This window comes from Sulfitobacter sp. SH24 (assembly GCF_965641895.1).
GTDB classification, from domain to species: domain Bacteria; phylum Pseudomonadota; class Alphaproteobacteria; order Rhodobacterales; family Rhodobacteraceae; genus Sulfitobacter; species Sulfitobacter dubius.
In genome coordinates this window covers 3234945-3255890 of sequence record NZ_OZ282575.1, presented here as the reverse complement: position 1 = coordinate 3255890, position 20946 = coordinate 3234945, and the positions used below count along the sequence as shown (strand labels likewise).

20 protein-coding genes are annotated in these 20946 nt (G+C 59.7%); 10 read left to right on the top strand and 10 right to left on the bottom strand.

Annotated elements, in window-relative coordinates:
- Nucleotides 1–4: 4 nt before the first annotated feature.
- Genes ACSQ16_RS18630 through ACSQ16_RS18620 form a run of 3 tightly spaced genes read left to right on the top strand, consistent with a single transcriptional unit; the run spans nt 5 to nt 3551 of the window.
- Entirely contained in the window at nt 5–1462 is a 1458-nt protein-coding gene (locus ACSQ16_RS18630) for a biotin carboxylase (RefSeq protein WP_243261933.1), read from the top strand.
- A 17-nt stretch (nt 1463–1479) separates the two neighbouring features.
- Nucleotides 1480–2451: a C45 family autoproteolytic acyltransferase/hydolase gene (locus ACSQ16_RS18625; RefSeq protein ID WP_243261934.1), complete on the top strand. Its 972-nt coding sequence runs from the start codon at nt 1480–1482 to the stop codon at nt 2449–2451.
- Nucleotides 2448–3551, top strand: a complete 1104-nt coding sequence (locus ACSQ16_RS18620; protein ID WP_243261936.1) for a CaiB/BaiF CoA transferase family protein — start codon at nt 2448–2450, stop codon at nt 3549–3551. The genes ACSQ16_RS18625 and ACSQ16_RS18620 overlap by 4 nt, the downstream gene beginning before the upstream one ends.
- Nucleotides 3552–3602: 51 nt before the next feature.
- On the opposite strand, the gene ACSQ16_RS18615 is transcribed toward ACSQ16_RS18620, so the two are convergent.
- Nucleotides 3603–4163 (bottom strand): type 1 glutamine amidotransferase domain-containing protein, encoded by a 561-nt coding sequence (locus ACSQ16_RS18615; RefSeq protein WP_243261937.1) that lies wholly within the window; start codon nt 4161–4163, stop codon nt 3603–3605.
- A 157-nt stretch (nt 4164–4320) separates the two neighbouring features.
- On the opposite strand from ACSQ16_RS18615, the gene ACSQ16_RS18610 reads away from it, so the two are divergent.
- The 7 genes from ACSQ16_RS18610 (at nt 4321) to ACSQ16_RS18580 (ending at nt 13244) form a co-directional block, all read left to right on the top strand.
- Nucleotides 4321–4968 carry a paraquat-inducible protein A gene (locus ACSQ16_RS18610; RefSeq protein ID WP_093927679.1) on the top strand — a complete coding sequence of 216 codons (648 nt, stop codon included), beginning with the start codon at nt 4321–4323 and terminating at the stop codon, nt 4966–4968.
- Nucleotides 4920–5585 (top strand): paraquat-inducible protein A, encoded by a 666-nt coding sequence (locus tag ACSQ16_RS18605; protein ID WP_338116687.1) that lies wholly within the window; start codon nt 4920–4922, stop codon nt 5583–5585. Before ACSQ16_RS18610 ends, ACSQ16_RS18605 begins: the two co-directional genes overlap by 49 nt.
- Nucleotides 5578–7662: an intermembrane transport protein PqiB gene (locus ACSQ16_RS18600; RefSeq protein ID WP_243261938.1), complete on the top strand. Its 2085-nt coding sequence runs from the start codon at nt 5578–5580 to the stop codon at nt 7660–7662. Before ACSQ16_RS18605 ends, ACSQ16_RS18600 begins: the two co-directional genes overlap by 8 nt.
- A 3-nt stretch (nt 7663–7665) precedes the next feature.
- Nucleotides 7666–8232, top strand: coding sequence for a PqiC family protein (locus ACSQ16_RS18595; protein WP_243261939.1), 567 nt, complete (start codon nt 7666–7668; stop codon nt 8230–8232).
- Between the two features lie 127 nt (nt 8233–8359).
- Entirely contained in the window at nt 8360–8830 is a 471-nt protein-coding gene (locus ACSQ16_RS18590; protein ID WP_243261940.1) for a GbsR/MarR family transcriptional regulator, read from the top strand.
- Between the two features lie 44 nt (nt 8831–8874).
- Entirely contained in the window at nt 8875–10116 is a 1242-nt protein-coding gene (locus ACSQ16_RS18585; protein ID WP_243261941.1) for an efflux RND transporter periplasmic adaptor subunit, read from the top strand.
- Nucleotides 10113–13244, top strand: coding sequence for an efflux RND transporter permease subunit (locus ACSQ16_RS18580; protein ID WP_243261942.1), 3132 nt, complete (start codon nt 10113–10115; stop codon nt 13242–13244). The genes ACSQ16_RS18585 and ACSQ16_RS18580 overlap by 4 nt, the downstream gene beginning before the upstream one ends.
- A 6-nt stretch (nt 13245–13250) precedes the next feature.
- Here ACSQ16_RS18580 and ACSQ16_RS18575 read toward each other — a convergent pair whose 3' ends face one another.
- The 9 genes from ACSQ16_RS18575 to paaZ form a co-directional block, all read right to left on the bottom strand.
- The gene (locus ACSQ16_RS18575; RefSeq protein ID WP_093927685.1) at nt 13251–13715 is read right to left on the bottom strand and encodes a PTS sugar transporter subunit IIA; all 465 of its coding nucleotides are present in this window, start codon (nt 13713–13715) and stop codon (nt 13251–13253) included.
- Nucleotides 13716–13755: 40 nt separating this feature from the next.
- Entirely contained in the window at nt 13756–14322 is a 567-nt protein-coding gene (hpf, locus tag ACSQ16_RS18570) for a ribosome hibernation-promoting factor, HPF/YfiA family (RefSeq protein WP_093927686.1), read from the bottom strand.
- Nucleotides 14323–14631: 309 nt separating this feature from the next.
- Entirely contained in the window at nt 14632–15390 is a 759-nt protein-coding gene (lptB, locus tag ACSQ16_RS18565) for an LPS export ABC transporter ATP-binding protein (RefSeq protein WP_243267747.1), read from the bottom strand.
- Nucleotides 15387–15860: a lipopolysaccharide transport periplasmic protein LptA gene (gene lptA, locus ACSQ16_RS18560; RefSeq protein WP_243263241.1), complete on the bottom strand. Its 474-nt coding sequence runs from the start codon at nt 15858–15860 to the stop codon at nt 15387–15389. The genes lptB and lptA overlap by 4 nt, the downstream gene beginning before the upstream one ends.
- 26 nt (nt 15861–15886) lie before the next feature.
- A complete protein-coding gene (gene lptC, locus ACSQ16_RS18555; RefSeq protein WP_243261943.1) occupies nt 15887–16495 on the bottom strand; it encodes an LPS export ABC transporter periplasmic protein LptC in 609 nt (202 codons plus the stop codon).
- Nucleotides 16496–16501: 6 nt separating this feature from the next.
- Nucleotides 16502–17470, bottom strand: coding sequence for a KpsF/GutQ family sugar-phosphate isomerase (locus ACSQ16_RS18550; protein WP_243261944.1), 969 nt, complete (start codon nt 17468–17470; stop codon nt 16502–16504).
- Entirely contained in the window at nt 17467–18081 is a 615-nt protein-coding gene (locus ACSQ16_RS18545) for a ribonuclease D (RefSeq protein WP_243261945.1), read from the bottom strand. The genes ACSQ16_RS18550 and ACSQ16_RS18545 overlap by 4 nt, the downstream gene beginning before the upstream one ends.
- Nucleotides 18082–18135: 54 nt before the next feature.
- Nucleotides 18136–18924: a PaaX family transcriptional regulator C-terminal domain-containing protein gene (locus ACSQ16_RS18540; RefSeq protein WP_243261946.1), complete on the bottom strand. Its 789-nt coding sequence runs from the start codon at nt 18922–18924 to the stop codon at nt 18136–18138.
- Nucleotides 18914–20938 carry a phenylacetic acid degradation bifunctional protein PaaZ gene (paaZ, locus tag ACSQ16_RS18535; RefSeq protein WP_317405567.1) on the bottom strand — a complete coding sequence of 675 codons (2025 nt, stop codon included), beginning with the start codon at nt 20936–20938 and terminating at the stop codon, nt 18914–18916. Before paaZ ends, ACSQ16_RS18540 begins: the two co-directional genes overlap by 11 nt.
- Nucleotides 20939–20946 lie beyond the last annotated feature (8 nt).

Below are 20946 nucleotides of genomic sequence, written 5' to 3'. Positions count from 1 at the left end.
CGACATGGCAACAGTACTTAAAAATATCTCTGAAATCCGCCGGTTCTTTCACCGAAACGAAGACCCTGTTTATTTCATTTCGGCCACCAACTTTAACCTGTTGGGGTTGGATGAATGGGTAAAGAACTTCAAATACATCTGCTACATCGATTGCTACGGCGGCAAGCACCCGAACGTCTTTTGCCCCTCGGAACAGCCCCATGCGGAGTTCCAGAGCATCGAGGACATCAACAACTACCTGCTGCAGCACAAAGAGGTCATCGACTTCATCAAGCGCCGTGGCGGCAAGCCCAAGTTCGTCTTTTTGATGTTCGATGAAGAGACGGAGCGGCTGTCCAAGGAGCTTGGTGCGGACGTCTGGTTCCCCAAGGCCAAGCTGCGCCAGTCGATGGACAACAAGATCGAAACCGTCCGCATCGGCAACAAGGCGGGCGTGCCTTCCGTGCCGAACGTTCTGGCCGAGGTGAAGTCTTACGACGACCTGAAAAAGACCTGCGAGATGGCCGGGATCGGTCATGATCTGGTGCTGCAATCGGCCTATGGCGACAGCGGGCACACTACGTTCTTTATTAAGTCCGAGGCTGATTTCCGTCGCCATGAGAGCGAGATCGTCGGCGAGGGCGAAATCAAAATCATGAAGCGCATCGATTGCCGGGGTGCGGCGATTGAGGCCTGCGCCACAAAGGAAGGCACGATCGTTGGCCCGCTGATGACCGAGCTAGTCGGCTTCAAAGAGCTGACCCCCTATCGCGGCGGCTGGTGCGGCAATGAGATTCTTGCGACGGCCTTCCCGCCCAAGGTGCGCGAAAAAGCCCGCGATCTGACCTTCAAGTTTGGTGAGCAACTGCGCAAAGAAGGGTATCGCGGCTATTTCGAACTCGATTTCCTGATCGACAAAAAAACCGGCGATCTTTGGCTGGGCGAGCTGAACCCGCGCATCACCGGGGCGTCTTCGATGACCAACCACGCGGCTTTCGCCCATGCCGACGCGCCTTTGTTCTTGTTCCACTTGCTCGAGTTCAGCCGTAAGAAATTCGATCTGGATGTGGATGAGCTAAACGCCCGCTGGGCCGACCCTGAGATGATCGATGGTTGGAGCCAGATGGTGATCAAGCACACCGATGACAGCGTCGACATCTGTACCGATGCGCCTGAGACCGGCATCTATAAGATGAAGGAAGACGGCAGCGTGGTCTTTGACCGCTTCGATTATCACCGCCGCGCGGTGGAATCGGAGAACGAAGCCTTTTTCCTGCGCATCCTGCAACCGGGTGATTACCGCTATGAAGGGGCCGACATTGGCATCCTTGTGACGCGGGGTCGTTCAATGACCAAGTCTTTCCAGTTGAATGAGCGGGCGAAAAAGTGGATCCACGGGATCAAGCGCAGCGTAGAGGGCAAACCCCTGCCCACCGCGTCTGCTGGTCCGGAACTCTCTGATCCGGCGTTCAAGATCCTGTAGCAAGATGAAAGGCCGCGATGTACTGGCGCGCAATGTCCGAAGACCAGCCCGGCCCCAAGTGGGCCGGTCTCTTCGCGGCCTATTGGCCTGACTACCACGCGTGGTGGCTGAAGGAGGGGGAGGCCGCGCGCCCGACCTATGCCCAATGCCGCCGCGCGTTGGTCAAACATATGCCAGAGATGGCACCGCTTTATGATGAACTCTGCACACTTGCGGGTGGCAGCGATCATGCAGCCCGGTTCCTTAGTTTCTATTGTCCGCCGCCCTATCTTTCAGCTTGCTCCCAAGCGATCTGGGCCGGGAAGGAGCCGGTCATGGTGCGCAACTATGATTACAATCCTAACGCATTTGACGCGATGGTGCTGCGCACGAATTGGCAGGGTCGTCAGGTTATGGGCACCTCGGACGGTCTGTGGGGGCTGGTTGATGGGGTGAATGACGCGGGGCTGTCGATCTCGCTGACCTTCGGCGGGCGGCGTGTGGTGGGCGAAGGGTTCGGCGTGCCGCTGATCCTGCGTTATGTGCTACAAACCTGCGAAACCGCGCAGGAGGCGGGCGAGGTGCTATCGCGCGTGCCGACGCATATGAGCTACAATGTCACCGTTCTAGACCGCAAGCGTAACTACCTGACCGCAATGATGGCACCCGACCGCCCGGCGGTCATCACCCGTGCCGCGGTGGCAACGAACCATCAAGAAAGCGTTGAGTGGATTAGCCATGCACGGTTCACCGCAACAGTTGAGCGTGAACGCTATCTCTTACAGCGGTTGCGGCTGCACCGCGATCCGGAAGAGAAATTTATCGGCGCGTTTCTGAAACCACCGCTTTACTCCACGGCTTTTAACGCGGGTTTTGGCACACTTTATACCGCGGTTTACCGACCACGAAAGCGCCAGATGGAACTGCGCTGGCCCGGAACAACCTGGGCACTTTCCTTAAGTGAGTTTACCGAGGGCGCGCGTCAGGTGCTTGTACCGGGAGCGGCATGAGCACGGCAGAACGCAAAGGGCCGCTGGCCTCGCTAAGGGTGGTGGAATTTTCGGGCCTGGGGCCTGCGCCACTTGCTGGGCAATTGTTGGCTGATTTGGGTGCCGATGTCATCACCATAGACCGCAAAGCTGCACCGGGGGATCCCGCCGACATCAACAGGCGTGGCAAGCGGTCGGTGGTGCTTGACCTCAAAACTCCCGAAGGCCATGCGGCAGCGCGGGCGATGATCTCGTCTGCCGATGTGCTGATCGAAGGGTTCCGACCCGGCGTGATGGAGCGTTTGGGCCTCGGCCCGACAGATTGCTCCGAAAAGCTGATCTATGGCCGCATGACTGGCTGGGGCCAGACCGGCCCATGGGCGCAGACGGCGGGGCATGACATCAATTATCTGGCTCTAACAGGGGCTCTGCACGCCATGGGCAGCGCCGATGCGCCCCCGGTGCCGCCGCTCAACATGGTGGCTGACTACGGGGGCGGGACGATGTTTTTGCTGTTCGGTATCCTTGCTGCAGTGATTGAGCGTGGCGTGACCGGCAAAGGTCAAATTGTCGATGCGGCGATGGTCGACGGGGTGCCCGCGATGATGGGGCTGATCCACGGTATGTTCGCCCAAGGCACATGGTCTGAGGCCCGCGCCGCGAATTGGCTCGACGGTGCCGCTCCGTTTTACCGCTGCTACACCTGTGCCGATGGCAAGTTCGTCGCTGTGGGGGCGTTAGAGCCGCAATTCTACGCAATCTTGCTAGAGAAATTGGACCTTCCGGCTGACTATGGGTCAAGCCAAAATGACACCGCAACTTGGGCCGAGCGCACTGCCGAATTTGCCGCCGCTTTCGCAACGCGCAGCCGCGACGATTGGGCGGCGCATTTCGACGGCTCAGATGCCTGTGTGGCACCGGTCCTCAGCTTTTCCGAAGCCCCGGATCATCCGCAGATGGCATCGCGTGGTAATATGTTAAAAATGAACGGCGTGCTTCAATCGGGCCACGCCCCGCGCTTTGGGTCCGGAGTGCCGGTAATGCCGAGCCTACCCCGCCCAATCGGCGCGGATACCGAGGCGGTTCTGGCAGAAATTGGCGTGTCATTAAGTCGCCCATGAAAAACCCCCGGCCAAACGACCGGGGGTAAATCGCACATCGAAATGCGTAGCCTAGGCGGCCTCGCGCTCGTGTTTGCCTTCTTCGATCTCCTCGACAATCTTAGCCACAAATGCGTCCAGATCTTCGGGCGAACGGCTGGTAATGATGCCTTGATCGGCGACCACTTCGCTGTCTTCGTAATGCGCACCGGCGTTCTTCACGTCCGTCGCGATAGAGCCAAAGCAGGTCGCCTTGCGGCCTTTGATAATGCCTGCTTCGATCAGCAGCCAAGGCGCGTGACAAATCGCGGCAACGGTTTTTCCGCTGTCGTGGAACGAGCGGATCAACGCCACGGCATCCTTATTGGCTCGCAGCAGGTCGGGGTTGATCTGGCCGCCGGGCAGTACGATGCCCTGATAGTCGTCTACATTCACGTCCTTAAGCGCCAAATCGGCGGGGGTGGTGTTGCCCCAATCGTCTTCGTCCCAGCCCTTGATCTCATTCCCGTCGGGGGTGGCCACATGTACGGTGGCACCGCGCCCGCGCAGGTCGTTCAGGGGTTTTTCCAACTCGGACTGCTCAAAGCCGTTGGTGGCGAGGATCAGGATCTTTGCATTGCTGATATCGGTCATTGCTTTCTCCTTTGTGATTTCTGCTAGACTAACGAGGGGCAGGCCCGACTGTTCCGGTCACGTTCGCGAGAGCGCGAGCATCCGCCGGTGCAGATACGCCACAGGGTCGGGAATATTTGTTGATACGTTGGGGGGCGGCATCATATATCCACTCAGAATGGATCACCCTGACACACCTCTTGCCGAATTGCCGCTGGACGAGATCATCGTCTGCCCGCAGTGCGATGCCGTTTACCGGCTGCAGCGCCCCGCTGATGGGGAGCGTGCGGCCTGTGAGCGTTGCCATACGGCCCTGATCACTCCGCGTGATAATGCCGGGCTGCAAATCATCGCTGTGGCGGTGGCGGTCATGGTGTTGATTATCGGCGCGTCGGTCTTTCCGTTTTTGACGATCGATGCGGCGGGCAACCGCAATGCTGTTTCGGTGCTGGATGCCGCGCTGGCTTTTGCCGGGGGTCCAATGATCTTGCTGTCCTTGGCCACGGCAGCGCTGATCTTTTTCATCCCGCTGCTGCGGGTGTTGCTGACGCTTTACGTTCTGGTTCCAATTGTGTTGGATCGCCCGCCCGCGCGTCATGCTGTGGCGGCCTTTAGCTTGTCAGAGGAACTGCGCCCTTGGTCTATGGCCGAGGTCTTTGCGATTGGCTGTGCCGTGGCATTGGTCAAAGTGGCCGATCTGGCGGATGTCGGCTTTGGGCCGGCCTTTTACATGTTCGGCGCGTTGGTGGTGCTTGTCATCGCGCAGGACAGATTCTTATGCAAGTGGTCCGTATGGAACTCTCTGGAACATCCCAAGAAATCCTGAGCGCACGGGATCTGGGCATCGTCGCCTGCACCCGTTGTAGCAAGCCCGCGCCAATGGGCGCGCAGACCTGCAGCCGTTGCGGGCATCGACTGGTGTCCCGCGACCGGCAGAGCCTGCAACGTGTCTGGGCGTTTTGGACGGTTGGGCTGATGTGCTACATTCCCGCGAACACCTATCCGATGCTTAAGACCCGGACGCTGTTTCAGGTGGATGAAAGCACGATCATCGGTGGGGCAGTCGAACTGGCGCATCACGGCAACTGGGGGATCGCTTTTATCATCCTCTTTGCGTCCGTCGTCATTCCGCTCGCTAAATTCATGGCCGTGGCCTTTCTTGCGATCAGCGTCAAACAGCGCTCTGTTACGTCGCAGCGGCAGCGGCATTACCTGTACGAAGTGGTTGAGTACATTGGCCGTTGGTCAATGATCGATATCTTTGTGGTTGCGATTTTGTCGTCTCTGGTGCAACTCAAATCACTGGCAGCCATCAATCCCGGTACCGCGAGCATCTTTTTCGCTCTCTCCGTGATTTTTACCATGTTAGCCGCACAAGCGTTTGATACCCGCATGATCTGGGATACTCAGACCAAGGACGAGGGCCTGAAAACCAATGACTAAGACGCCTCCCGACCTGCCGATTTCTCCGACCCGCAAGATGTTTCTTAGTGGGGCGTCGGTGATCTGGATCATCCCGATCCTTGCGCTGATCGTGGCGCTTTTTGTGGCGTACCGTTCCTATGCCGAACGGGGCCCGTTGATCGTTATCGAGTTTGAAGAAGGCGCTGGTATTTCTGCTGGAGAGACCGAATTGCGCTTTCGCGATGTGACGGTCGGGGTGGTCGAAAAAGTCGGTTTCACATCGGACCTTGAAAGGGTGACGGCGCATATCCGCCTCGATAAAGATGTGGCGCCCTATATCGACAATGGTGCGGTGTTTTGGATCGTACAGCCAGAGGTCACCGCGCAGGGGATCACCGGCCTCAGCACTGTGCTGAGCGGTGTCTACATCGAAGGTTCGTGGGACCAACAGGTTGGCCCGGTTGCCGAGCGCTTTCAGGGATCATCAACCGAGCCATTGATCCGCGGCGGTCAAGGCGGGCTTGAGATTGCTTTTCGCTCTACAGCCAATGGCCAGCTGACCGACAATGCGCCGATCCTCTATAAGGGCATCGAAGTGGGCCGCGTAGGCTATGCCAAAATCGCCCCGCGCGGCAACTTTGCCATCGTCGAGGCACTGATCTTTGAAGAGCACCGGCAACTTATCAATGAATCCACCCGTTTCTGGGACGCCTCCGGCTTTAGCGTCAACATTGGCCCCGCGGGGGCCGAGATTGACTTTTCCTCGCTCGCCACCCTTGTAGGCGGCGGGATCACCTTTGACACTTTCGTCTCAGGCGGGGCGCAGGTGTCTGACGGGACAGTGTTTGAGATCTACCCCGACAAGGAAACCGCGCGGAACTCTGTCTTTAACGCGTCCGAAGTCGATCCGCTCAAGATGAGCGTCGTTTTTGACGATAATATTTCGGGCCTGATTGTCGGCGCCCCGGTTGAGATGAGCGGGCTTGAGATTGGCGAGGTTGAGACCCTTTCTGGTCTCGTGGATTTCGAACGCTTTGGCGACAGCCGCGTGCGGTTGAATGCGATCCTGTCGATCCAACCGGCGCATCTTGGGCTTCAGGATGACGTGACCGCCGATGCCGCGCTGGCGTTTTTGAAAGAACGTGTGGAAAACGGTCTGCGCGCGCGGCTTGCTTCGGCCAGTCTGTTGACCGGCGGTTTGAAGGTTGAGTTCGTGGCCGTCGAAGACGCGCCCGAGGCCTCGTTGAACGAGACGGAGAATGGCCTCGCCTTGATGCCGACCACGGAAAGCGACGTCTCCGATGCTGCGGCCACGGTCGAAGGGGTCTTTACCCGCATCAACAGCCTGCCGATCGAGGAGTTGCTCAACAGCGCGATTTCCTTCCTCAATTCGGCGGAATCTTTCGTCTCTGACGAAGACCTGCGCGAAACGCCGCAAGACGTGCGGACATTGCTGAACGAATTGACCGGGCTGGTGTCCTCTGATGAGGTTAAGAACGTGCCTGTCGCCCTGAACGGAACGCTCGTTCGGGTTGAACAACTGGTTGCCAAGCTTGAGGAAGAGCGCATCGTCGAACAGCTTTCCAGCGCGTTGGATGTGGCCTCTGAAGCGGCGAATGCGGTCTCGTCGTCGGTCGAGGGCGTGCCAGAACTGGTGGAGAGCATTCAGGCGGTCGCCGCCAAGGCCGAAACCCTTGAGGTGGAAGAGTTAATCGTCGCCCTGACGGATCTTACGGAATCCGCCGATGCGGTGATCAGCACCGACGATGCGGTCGCCTTGCCGGGCGCGCTGAAACGGGCATTGGATGAGGTGAACGCCACTCTCGAAGAATTGCGTGAAGGCGGCGCGGTTGAGAATGTAAACCTAACCTTGGCCTCGGCCCGCAATGCGGCAGATAACATCGCCCTATCGGCCCGTGATCTGCCGCAGGTGGTTGAGCGTTTGACCGCGCTTTTCGCACAGGCCAGCCGCACCATCGAAGGCTATAACAAGGGTGAGCAGATCAGCCGCAGCGCTGAGCAAACCCTGCGCGACATCCAGAAAGCCGCCGATGCCCTTGCATCTTTGGCGCGGACCATTGAACGTAACCCCAATTCTCTATTGCTGGGACGGTAAAGCATGAACATTGCAAGACCCCTGATCACTTTCGGACTGCTGGCGGCTCTGGCGGCCTGCGGCGGCACTGCTGAGCGGTTTACCGTGCGTACCCCGGTGGTTACGGAGAAGACCTCTATTGCCTTTAGTTCGGTTGAAGTGCGCGATGTGTCTTTGCCGACTTATGCCGCCGCCGAAGAGATTTCTTTGCAGATGGCGGATGGCAGCCTTGTCAGTTCCACCGATGTGCTTTGGGCCGACGCGCCAGAGCGCGCCGTTGCGCTTGAGCTTAGCCAGAATCTTGCTCGGATGACGGGGCGGCGCATCGCGTCAGAGCCTTGGCCCTTTGAGGCCTTCCCCGATGCCCGTCTCGAGCTACGCTTTGCCGAGTTTGTGGCCACCGAAGCCGGTGAATTCCGCGCATCCGGACAGTATTTCGTGGCCGTTCCAGACGACCGGCGGGAGCGTTCGGGCCTGTTTGACCTAAGTGTGCCATTCAACAGAGAAGGCGGAGTGAACGCCATTGCAACGGCGCGTGGTCAACTTGTGCTCGATCTGGCCCGCTACATTGCACAGAACGGTTTGAAATAAGGCTGTCTGTCTGAAGTTACTTTGCGACAATCAACGTTCAGTCTGTTCGGAATTTTCCGAATACACTTGATTTGTGCTGGCCCTTGGCTATCTACCGTCAACGCAACTTGCCGTAGACGGGGAACAGATGGATACCACAGACCAAATCGACCAAGTTCGCGATGATTTCATCACGCGGATGGGCGTAATCGCGATGGGCGAGGGCTTGCCCCGCATGTCGGGTCAGGTCTTTGCCATGCTTGTCTTTGAGGGCGAGCCGATCGCATTTGGTGCGCTGTCGCGTCGTTTATCGGTCAGCCGGGCCACGATCAGCACGTCGATCCGCTTATTGGAAGAACGCGGCTTGATCCGGCGCATGAACAAGACCGGAGACCGGCAAGACTACTTTCAACTTGCCGATGATGCCTATGCCGCGATGACGAAATATGCGCTTGCAGGCACCCGCCACGCCAAGGCCGAGATCAACGACACAATCAACAAGCTCCCCACCGAAGCGGATGGTGTGCGTGCGCGGCTCGACTCCTTTGCGGAGTTTTACGAGACGATCAGCACCGCGCTTGATGATGTCGCAACTCGGGTAAGCAAGCCCAAGATTTGACGCGTGACCTGCAAAGACAAGGTCGCAGCGATGGAGTTCTATTAATGAGTGACACATCCCAAGAGCGTCAGACGCTCTCTTTTGATAGCGATGCCGGCTCTAAACGGTCGAAATTCATCGCTGGAGGGATCGCGCTGCTGATCGGCCTGTGGATGGGCAGCGGCTATATCCTTCCATCTGAAGAGGAGCAGGAAGCCGCGCCCGCGCCAATCGCGGCCAAAGCGGTCACAGTTGCCGTACGCGGCTCTCAGGCTGACAGTGTGACACAGGTCTTCGTGGCCGAAGGCCAAGCGCTGCCGGATCGTGATACTATGGTACGCGCGGAATCAGGGGGCGAAATCGCCGAGGTTCTGGTTGCCAAAGGTGCCGAGGTCGCAGCGGGTGATCTGATCGCCCGGCTTAGCACTGCTGCGCGCGATTCCGATCTGGCACGCGCCCGAGAGGAATTGAACCGCGCGCAGCGCGAGTATGACAATGCCGAAGCCTTGTTGAACCGAGGCGTCTCTACCGTTGATCGGGTCAGCCAAGCGCGGGCAACCTTGGCCGCAGCGCAAGCGGCTGTCACCACGGCCGAAGAAGCACTGAACAACACCGAAATTCGCGCGCCCTTTCCCGGGCGGCTTGAGATGTTGGATATCTCTGCGGGCGAGTTCGTCTCAACCGGCGAGGAAATCGCGCGGTTGGTGGATAACACCCCGCTGACGATTCAGGTGCAGGTGCCACAACAGGCGCTGAAAGACATCAAAGAAGGGCAAAATGCCGAGGTGATGTTCATCACCGGCGCAGAAGCGCAGGGCAAGGTGCAGTTCGTCTCAAGCAGCGCCAGCGCCGAGACCCGCACTTTTACCGCCGAGATTAGGGTCGAAAACGCTGATGGCGCGATCCCAGCGGGTATCTCTGCCCGTGTGCGCATTCCCACGGGCGAGACCCGCGCGCATTTCGTCTCTCCTGCAATCCTGTCGCTGGATACAAATGGCACTTTGGGTGTTAAAACGGTGAATGGCGACAATAAGGTTGTCTTTAACAAAATCGCGATCGTTCGGGCTCAGACCGACGGTATCTGGATCGCGGGCCTGCCGGATGAGAGCCAGATCATCACCATCGGGCAGGGCTTCGTGAATGATGGCGAGGTGGTCGACCCGCAGCCAGAGACAAGTAACGAAGACCCCGCCGAAGAACTGCCCTCAGCGGGCGTGCCGGAACTGGATGAACTTGAGGAAACCCCGGCGGGCAACAGCCAGATCACGGGCAGCGCCGAAGCTGCCCAGCCGGAGCAGGTGGAATGAACACACTGATCGACGCCGCTTTCAGCCGCGCACGCGTGGTGATCCTGAGCTTGGTGATGATCTTGGCCGTCGGTGCCTATGCCTATATCGGCATCCCCAAGGAAAGCTCGCCCGAGATTCCGATCCCAACACTCTATGTCTCGACCTCGCTCGAAGGCATCTCTCCGGAAGATAGCGAACGGCTGTTGGTCGAACCGCTTGAGACCGAACTCAGTGCCATTACCGGGTTGAAACAGATCACTTCCAACGGGGCTGAAGGTCATGCCTCGGTGCAGTTGGAGTTCGAGCCCGGTTTTGATTCCGACGAGGCGCTCGACAAGGTGCGCGAAGGCGTGGACCGGGCCAAGTCGGACCTGCCCGAAGACGCCACCGATCCGGTCGTGACCGAGATCAACACCGCGCTTTTTCCGATCCTGACCGCGATCCTGTCCGGCCCGGTGCCGGAACGGACGCTCAACACCATTTCGGAGGAGTTGAAGGACGCGATTGAGGGGCTGTCAGGTGTGCTTGAGGTCGATGTCGGCGGTGAGCGTACGGAACTGCTGGAGGTGCTGATCGACCCCACGGTGTTCGAGACCTACAACATCTCCTTTGAAGAGTTGATCAGCCAGATCAACCGCAACAACCGCCTGATCGCGGCGGGGGCGATTGAAAGCGGCGCGGGGCGGCTGGTGCTCAAGGTGCCGGGGCTGATCGAGAATGTCGAAGACGTCATGTCGCTGCCGATCAAGGTGCGCGGCGATACGGTGGTGACCTTTGCCGATGTCGCCACGATCCGCCGAACCTTCAAAGACCCGACTGGCTTTGCCCGCATTGATGGCCAGCCCGCGCTGGCGCTTGAGATCAAGAAACGCTCGGGCGCGAATATTATCGAGACAGTCGCGGCGGTGCGCGAATTGATTGACGAGATGCGCGCGGAATGGCCCGACAGCATCACCGTCAAATACACCCAAGACGAATCCGAGCAGGTCCAAGACATGCTCAGCGATCTTGAGGCCAATGTTATCGCGGCGGTGATCCTTGTGATGATCGTGATCGTCTGGGCCTTGGGCGTCCGCTCGGCCCTGCTGGTGGGCTTGGCCATTCCGGGGGCCTTCTTGGCCGGGGTCACGGCGCTTTGGGTTATGGGCTACACGATGAACCTCGTGGTGCTGTTTTCACTGATCCTTGTGGTGGGGATGCTGGTGGACGGGGCTATCGTGACCACCGAACTGGCCGACCGCCGCCTGCAAGAGGGGCATTCGCCCCGCGCCGCCTATGCCCATGCCGCCAAGCGCATGGCATGGCCTATCATCGCCTCGACGGCGACAACACTCAGCGTGTTTTTCCCGCTGCTGTTCTGGACCGGCACGGTGGGGGAGTTCATGAAATTCCTGCCCATCACGGTGATCCTGACCCTGACCGCATCGCTTTTCATGGCGCTGGTCTTTATCCCCGTCGTCGGCGGGATTATCGGCAAGCGCCCCCCGCAATCGGCCAAGGATAAGGCGACGCTCCATGCCGCCGAACAGGGCGACCCGCGTGACCTGAAGGGCTTTACCGGCGGCTATGTCAAACTGCTGCAATTCGCCATCCTGCGCCCGTGGATGACCCTGATCCTTGCCATCTCCATGCTGATGGGCGGCTTTACGGCCTATGCGCAATTCGGCAACGGCATCACCTTTTTCCCCGATGTAGAGCCTGATTTTGCGCAGGTGCAGGTGCGTGCGCGGGACAATTTCTCGATCTACGAACAAGACGCGCTGGTGCGGCAGGTCGAACAGCGCCTCTTTGCCTATGACGAGATCGCCAGCGTCTATGCCCGCACCGGCAGCAGCAACCGCGACAGTGCTGATCTGATCGGCACCATTCAGGTTGAGTTCACCGAGTGGGACGAACGCCGCCCCGCCGCTATCATAGGCGAGGAAATCCGGACCGAGATGGCGGCCATTCCGGGGATCGACGTGCAGGTGCAGACCGCATCGAACGGCCCCTCGGCGGGCAAACCCGTCAATCTGCGGATCAAGGCCCATGACCCGCAGGTGCAGCAGCAGGTGGTGGATCAGATTCGCGAGAAGATGGCCGATATCGGCGGTTTCACCGATGTGACCGACTCGCGCCCCCTGCCGGGGGTGGAATGGCGCATCGCCGTGAACAGGTCCGAGGCCGCGCGGTTCGGGGCCGATATCTCGACCCTCGGGCAGGCGGTGCAACTACTGACACGGGGCATCACGGTCGCGGATTACCGGCCCGACGATGCCGAAGGCTCCATCGACATCAACGTGCGCTTCCCCTCCGATGAGCGCACGCTGGAAGAGTTGCAATCGCTGCGCGTGCCGACCTCCGCAGGGCTGGTGCCGATCTCGAACTTCGTGACTTTTGAGCCGAGTCCGCGGACCGGCACGATCACGCGGGTGGATCAAGAGCGGGTGGTCACGATCGAGGCCAATGTTGCGCCGGGCGTTCTGGTGAACGACCAAACCGTCGCCCTGCGCAGCGCGATTGACGCGATGGACCTGCCGCCGGGTGTCGAGGCCTCCTTCGCCGGGGAGGCGGAGGACCAGCAGGAATCGATGATTTTCCTCGCGGGGGCGTTTATTACCGCGATTTTCCTGATGTTCGTGATCCTCGTGATCCAATTCAACAGCTTTTACCAAGCCTTCGTCGTCATGTCGGCCATCGTCTTTTCGATCGCCGGGGTGCTCTTTGGCCTGCTGATTACCGGACGGCCCTTCGGGGTGGTCATGGGCGGCATCGGGGTGATCGCGCTGGCGGGGATCGTGGTGAACAACAATATCGTTCTGATCGACACCTATAACGATCTCAAGAAACTGGGGCTGTCGCCGCTAGAGGCCGCCTTGCGCACCGGGGCGCAGCGTTTGCGGCCCGTGGTGCTGACCTCGGTCACCACGGCGCTTGGCCTGATGCCCATGGTGATCGGCCTCAACATCAACTTCTTCACCCGCGAGATCGTCTATGGCGCGCCATCAACGCAGTGGTGGACCGAACTAAGTTCGGCCATTGCGGGCGGTCTGGTGGTTGCCACGGTGCTGACGCTCGTGGTGACACCGGCGATGTTGATGTTGGGAGAGAAGAAAGCGAGCCGCGGCGCGCCCACCCCGAAAGAGGCAGAGCCCGCAGCGGTCTGATAGGTCTTAGGCGGCCTTGTCGGCCTTGTCTTCGGTCAGGATCGTATAAAGCGTTGCCGGGTCTGGGTTCGACCGCAGCTTGGTACAGATGCTGCTGTCACGCAATGTGCGGGCAACCAGTGCCAGCGCCTTGAGGTGCTCCACCCCCGCATCTTCGGGGGCGAAGAGGGCAAAGGCCACATCGACCGGCTGACGGTCGACCGAAGAGAAATCAATCGGCTTGTCCAGCAAGACGAAGGCACCGACGACCTTGTCGATGCCATTCATTCGCGCATGAGGCAGGGCGACACCATGACCAACGCCGGTCGGCCCGAGGGTCTCGCGCGTCATCAGCGCATCCACCACCTGACCGGCCGGCAGCCCATAGGCCTGCTGGACGAGTTCGCCGATATCCTGCATCAGACGCTTCTTGCTCGAAGCCGAAGTCAAAACCTTCACGGCCTCTGGCTTGAGGAGTTTGCCGAAATCCATTCCGCTCGCCCTGCTCTTTGGCGGAGTTTACCGCCGTGGGTTACGAAGGGTCGATCCAGCCGATGTTGCCGTCTTCGCGGCGGTACACGACATTCATCCCTTCCTGGCCTTCCTTGCGAAACAATAGCACTGGATCGCCCGACAATTCCATCTGCATCACTGCTTCGCCGACAGACAAAGTTGGTACCTTCGTCTGCATCTCTGCAATGATCATGGGTTGGAGGGTATCAGGTTCCTGCGCATCTGAATCGCTGTCTGACGCGAGGATATAGGAGGATGCCCCCAGAAGTTCAACCGGTTCGGCGCGATCTTTGTGATGGTCCTTCAGGCGGCGCTTATAGCGGCGCAGCTGTTTCTCCATCTTTTCGCAGCAGCTATCGAAGGCGGCATAGATCTCTGTCGCCTTGGCCTTGGCCGACGCGTTGAGACCGGTGGAAAGATGCACAGTTGCCTCACAGGCAAATTCGTGGCCCGTTTTGGAAAACACCACCATGGCATCGGTCGGGCGTTCGGCATACTTGCCAACCGCCTCGTCCAGTTCCGTCCGGACATGTGTCCGGAGCGCATCGCCAATGTCGATCTGTTTGCCACTGATCTGATACCGCATATCGTCTCCTTGTCTTTCTTGTTCCGAACATTGCCAAACGGTCCACGAGTGTGGAACGGGGGCAATTATCAGATATGGAGGAATGGTGCTGCGACCAGGATGATTTTGACCGTTCCTTCGCGGGAAGGGCGATGCAGGATCAAACAGGAACGCGATTTCACCATAGATCAATGAGGCCGCTTTTCCGTTTGAAAGTCAATGGCGCCGATGACGCCGATGGCGTTTAATGATTACAATCAGAGCGGTTTCTTGCAAAGCGCAGGCAATGCTTCGCCGGGCGCTCGCCAATTGGCAAGAAAGCGCTAAGTCTTAGGAAATGCGGAAGTTATCGCCCAAGTAGACGCGGCGCACATTCTCGTTTTGCACAACTTCTTCGGGCGTTCCCGACATTAATACCTTGCCTTCGTGCAGGATATAGGCACGGTCTACGATCTCTAGGGTTTCGCGGACATTGTGGTCAGTAATCAGCACGCCAATGCCGCGTTTTTTAAGATCGGCGACCAATTGCCGGATGTCTCCGACTGAAATCGGATCGACCCCGGCGAAAGGTTCATCAAGCAACAAGTAACTGGGATTGGCGGCCAGACAGCGGGCGATTTCGACGCGGCGACGCTCCCCCCCCGACAGCGCCAACGCGGGTGCGCGGCGCAGGTGTTCGATAGAAAACTCGGTCAGCAATTCTTCGAGCCGTTCACGGCGTTGGTGACGGTGCTTCACCCGAATATCAAGGATTGCGCTAATGTTGTCCTGCACCGACAGCCCGCGAAAGATGCTCATTTCCTGCGGTAGATAACCGATCCCAAGCTGCGCGCGGCGATACATGGGCAGGGTGGTCACATCCTTGCCGTCCACTGTCACGCGGCCACCTTCGGGCGTGACCAGCCCGGCCACGGCATAGAAAGTGGTTGTCTTGCCCGAGCCGTTTGGACCCAAAAGCGCCACGACCTCACCGCGGTCAAGCTCCATCGAGAAATCGCGGATCACCGCTTTTTTGCGGTATGATTTACGCAGATGGCTGATCCGCAGGCCGGATTCGCCCTCGGCAACCTTGAGCTCGGGGGGCATCAGTTGGCGCTGCCGGGCTGCAGAATGGTTTTCACACGTCCCGACATCTGCGCCGTACCGCTGGTGAGATTCACCGTCATTTCCTGCGCACTCAGCGCACTTGCGCCTTGGGTCATCAATACGTCGCCGCTCATTACCAAGGTGCCCGCGTCGATGTCATAGTCGGCGCGCTGCGATTCAGCGGCGTCTTCGCCCGCAACCAAGACCACGCCGCCGGTCGCCTCAAGCTTGGCAATACCTTGGTCCGCCGCACGATAAATCACCTGCACCTTACCGGCAGAAAGGGTCATTTCACCTTGGGAAATCAGGACGTTACCAGTGAAAACTGCGGTGCCTGATGCGTTATCAACCGATAGATTGTCTGCGGTCACTTCGACAGGCAGGCTGGTATCTTGCTCTAACGCGCCAAAGGCCACGCTTGCCGATTGAGCAGAGACAGGGGCGGCCTGCAGCGCGAAAAGCAGCGGCAGCATCAAAATAAACGATTGTCTCAAGGCATTTACTCTTTCGTTGCTTGCGGCGTGTATATCAGTTTCACACCCTTAGTGAAAAGCAATTGCGAGCCGGCGCTGTTCTGCCGATTGGTGATTGCCATGCTTCCGGCGGTGATCTCGCCCGCCGGGCTGGTCGCTTCGACCGGGCCAGGCGATAGAAGATCTAGTGTAGTGAGGTTCGATGTCATCCGCTCAGAGAGGATCTGGTAGCCGGTCGAAGTGTTGATCTTCACATCGCCTGCCAGTTCCGCCTCCTCTGCGCCGGTATCAAATCTGCCGCGGCTGGATTGAAGGGTGATCTTGGCGCCCCCCTGCAAGTCTAGTGTGGCCTCAAGGTCTACGGCTTCATTCGTGCCGCTTACGCCGCCGGGGGTTGTCAGCTTTTCGGCAGAAAATGAAATCAGATCGCCATCCGCCGTGGTGCCGGAATAGAAAGGGCCGGTAATTTGCTGATCGCGCAGACGTTCTTGCACTTCTTTATCCGCAAATGGGATCACCGCCTGCGGTTCAATCGCGCGCGACAGCAGGAACAGGGTCGACAACAGCGCCAACGCGATCAGCGGAAAGAGCACTTTCAGCCAAGAAACAACGCGTGAGTGGCGATCGGCCTTCATCGCGCTTTAGCCCAGCCCGACGCGCAGGCAGTCATGGATATGCAGCAGGCCTAGCGGCGTCTTGCCATCGTTTTGCGAGGGGTCCGTAACGATCAGGCAGGTGATCTTGCGGTTGTTCATTACGCCAACGGCTTTTTCTGCCAATTCTTCCGGGCCGATGGTGATTGGCGCGGAGGTCATGACTTCTTCCGCGGTCATGGTCATCAAACCGTCAAGGTGGCGCGCAAGGTCGCCCATGGTGATGATCCCCGACAGGGCACCTGCCTTATCTGTTACGCAGACCACACCAAAGCCCTTGCGGCTGATCTCGCTCAATGCGTCGGCCATTGGGGCATCGGCAGAGACCACGGGCAGCGCATCGCCTACATGCATCAGATCGGCCACGCGGCTCAGCCGCGCGCCCAACTTGCCGCCGGGGTGGAAGTCGCGGAAATGTTCGGCGGTGAAGGCGCGGTTCTCCATCAGGGCCACGGCCACCGCATCGCCCATCGCCAGCGTCAGCGTCGTCGAAGTGGTGGGCACCACGCCGGTGCCGCAGGCCTCTGCCGCGCGGGGCAGTTCCAGCACCACGTCACTGTGACGTCCAAGGCTGCTGTCGGGGCGGCTGGTGATGCCGATGAGCGGGATCGCATAGCGGCGCGAATAGGCGATAAGGTTCGCCAGTTCCGGTGCCTCGCCCGAGTTTGAAATCGCCAGCACCACGTCGGCGGCGGTGATCATGCCCAGATCGCCGTGGCTTGCCTCTGCCGGGTGCACGAATTGTGCGGGCGTGCCGGTAGAGGCCAAGGTCGCTGCGATTTTGTTGCCGATATGGCCCGATTTACCGATGCCAGTAACGATGATGCGGCCCTTGCAGGCGCGCATCAGATCAACGGCGGCTCGAAAACGATCATCAAGGCTCTCGGCAAGCTGGATCAGCGCATCGGATTCGCAGCGGATCACGCGGCGGGCGGTGTCGAGGAAAGGTGTGTTCATGTGTGTGCGAAGATGTCCGTGTCCGGCCATCCCTCCAGATCCAGCTTGGCGCGCACCGGCAGGAAATCGAAACAGGCCTGCGCCATGTCCATCCGACCTTCGCGTATCAGGCGTTTGTTAAGTTCATCGCGCAGACGGTGCAGATACAGCACATCCGACGCGGCATAGTCGATCTGCGCTTGGGTCAGTTTTTCGGCCCCCCAATCGCTGGATTGCTGCTGTTTCGAGATGTCGACACTCAGCAGTTCTTGGCAAAGTTTGGCAAGTCCGTGCCGGTCTGTGTAAGTGCGCACCAAACGGCTGGCGATCTTGGTGCAATAGACTGGTGCGGCGGTGGCACCAAAGGTGTTGAGCATCGCGGCGATGTCGAAGCGACCGTAGTGAAACAGCTTCAGCACATGGGGATTTTCCAGCAGTGCGCAGAGGTTCGGCGCCTCGGTCTGGCCCTTGGCGACCTGCACCAGATGTGCGTGACCATCGCCGCCCGACAGCTGCACAACGCAAAGTCGGTCGCGGTGCGGGTGGAGGCCCATCGTCTCGCAATCAATGGCGACCATCGGCCCAAGGTCGAGGTCATCCGGCAGGTCATTCTGATAGAGGAAATTTGTCATGCCGTCGTCTATACCGCGCTTGCCCGCCATGGGAAAGCAGCGCTTTGCACAGGCTCATCCCGCTGCTGAGGTGGCGGCTAAATCTTGCAAGGCGGGCTGGGGATAGCGGCGCAGCATTTGATCGACCAGCAGGTGGCACTGGTAGCCGGACCAATTGGGTCGGATCACCCCACCGGGCAGGGCAGGGTGTTTCAGAGCCAAGCGCCGCCAGTTGTGCACGATAAGGCAGCGCAGCACGGCAACATCAACTGCGTCCATATGGCGGACGCGGGCCAGTTCATTTTCGGTCGTCGTCAGCGCGACAAGCAATGCGTCATATTCTGATTCAAGTTCCGCAGGCTCTACAGCGCGGCGCAGCCAATCGGGCGGGGTTTCTCCGCGCAGGGCAAGGCAGCCTTCAGGTGCTTTGCCGACGGGCCCTACATAGGCGCGTGGCAGGGCAGGGATGAACCCGGCGGCGCGCAGGGCGGCATCCGTCTCGCGCCCGTTCTCTTCGGTCATCACCATCTGCCAAGGCTCTAACAAATCAGGTGGCGCGGCATAGATGCGGGGGCTGGCGGCGGCACTTTCCGCGCGACCCTGCGCGGTCAGACTATGCTGGCTGATCCGGCCCACTTTATGGGACTGCAACCAGCCGTCATTCCGCAGCCTGTGCAGCGCCACGCGACTTGCCTCTGGCCGCACGTCGAGTGCCCCCATGATCGTCGATAGGACCGGTCCGTCGATCGCATCACCCTCTCCCTGCGCCAGATCGCCGAAAAGGCTGACCATCAGCGACCAGACCCGCTGGCCACCTAGGCTAGAGAAGGCCGCGACGGCGGGAAGGGTAGAATCAGAGGGCATTCATCGTCAGCAGGTCATATTCCGCGACCGCCTCCTCGCGCTGGTTTGTCAGGGTCACATGCCAGCGCACCTCGCCATATTCCTCGTTGCGGGGGGTTTTGTGTTTGACACTTAGCCGCACCTTCATGCTGTCCCCGGCAGAGACAGGTTCAAGGAAGCGAAGATTGTCGAGACCCGTATTGGCCAGCACCGGACCCGGATCAGGCTGCACGAACAGACCCGCAGCAAAGCTGAGCAACAGGTAGCCATGTGCCACGCGGCCGGGGAAGAACGGGTTCGCGGCGGCGGCCTCGTCGTCCATATGGGCATAGAACGTGTCGCCGGTGAAATTGGCGAAGGTCTCAATATCTTCGAGCGAGATTTCGCGGGACTTGGAATAAAAGGTCTCGCCCAAGTCCAACTCAGTGAAGCGGCGGGTGAAAGGGTGGTCGCGGTCGGTGATCTCTTCCGCACCCGGAACCCACTGTTTGCCGATGGCCGTCAGGATGTCGGGGCTGCCCTGAATAGCGGTGCGCTGCATGTAATGCATCACGCCGCGAATGCCGCCCAGCTCTTCGCCGCCGCCTGCGCGGCCCGGCCCGCCATGCACCATATGCGGCAGCGGGGAGCCGTGGCCCGTCGCCTCACCCATGGATTTGCGGTTGTTGAAATAAAGCCGCCCGTGGAAGGCTGCCGAGCCCTTGGTCAGTTCGCGCGCGACTTCACCATCGTTGGTGATGATGGAGGCCACTAGAGAGCCTTGGCCGCGGTTCAGCAGCTGTGTGGCATGGGCCAGATCGCGGTAGGGCATGAGAGTGGAGACAGGGCCGAAAGCTTCGGTGTCATGCACGCGCTCGGCCTTATCCGGATCGGCGCAATGGAACAGCATCGGCGGCAAGAAGGCGCCCTTGTCGCGGTCCGCGCCTTTCACGGTAAAGTCTTCAGGGTCGCCGAAAATCCGCTCCGCCTCGGCACTCAGCAGCGCGACTTTCTCCAATACGTCACGTTTCTGACTGTTGGAGACCAGCGCCCCCATGCGGGTATTTTCATCTCGCGGGTCGCCGATGATGGTTTTCGCCAACCGTTCTGAGAGCGCTGAGATCACCGCGTCGACCTGTGCCTCTGGCACCATGACGCGGCGGATCGCGGTACATTTCTGACCTGCTTTGGCAGTCATCTCACGCTGCACTTCTTTGACGAAGAGGTCAAACTCCGGCGTGCCGGGCGTGGCATCGGGGCCGAGGACAGAGGCGTTAAGGCTGTCCTGCTCAGAGGTAAAGCGCACCGAGTTTTGCAGCAGCTTCGGATTGCTCCGCAGTTTCAGCGCGGTGTCAGCAGAGCCAGTGAAGGCCACGGAATCCTGACAATCAAGGTGGTCCAGCATATCGCCCAGACCGCCGCTGACCAGTTGCAGTGCGCCTTTGGGCAGCAGCCCGCTGTCCAGCATCAAGCGCACACAATGTTCGGTAACATAGCAAGTCGCAGTAGCCGGTTTCACGATCGCCGGGACACCTGCGAGCAGGGTCGGGGCGAGCTTTTCCAACATGCCCCAGACCGGGAAGTTGAAGGCGTTGATATGCACCGCCACGCCCTGCAGCGGGGTGCAGATGTGGCGGCCCATGAACTGCCCTTCGCGGCCCAGTTGCTCGGGCGCGCCGTCGAGATAGACATGCGCGTCCGGCATCTCGCGACGGCCTTTGGAGGCGAAGACCAGCATGGTGCCGATGCCGCCGTCCACGTCGATCTTGTGGTCCGAGAGCGTGGCGCCGGTGTCGTAGCTCAGGTCATAGAGCGCCTGTTTGTGCTCCATCAGGTGCAGCGCCAGCGCTTTGAGCATCCGCGCGCGGTCATGGAAGGTCATCGCGCGCAAGGAAGGGCCGCCGTGCTCGCGGGCAAAGCCCAGCATCGCCTGCACATTCAGCGCATCGTTTCCGGCTTGGGCGATCACTTCGCCAGTGATGGCGCTGGCGATGTTGCGGGCGCCCGCGCCCGGGGCCAGCCACTCGCCTGCTGCGTAACTGTGAATATCGCGCATGTCGGCTC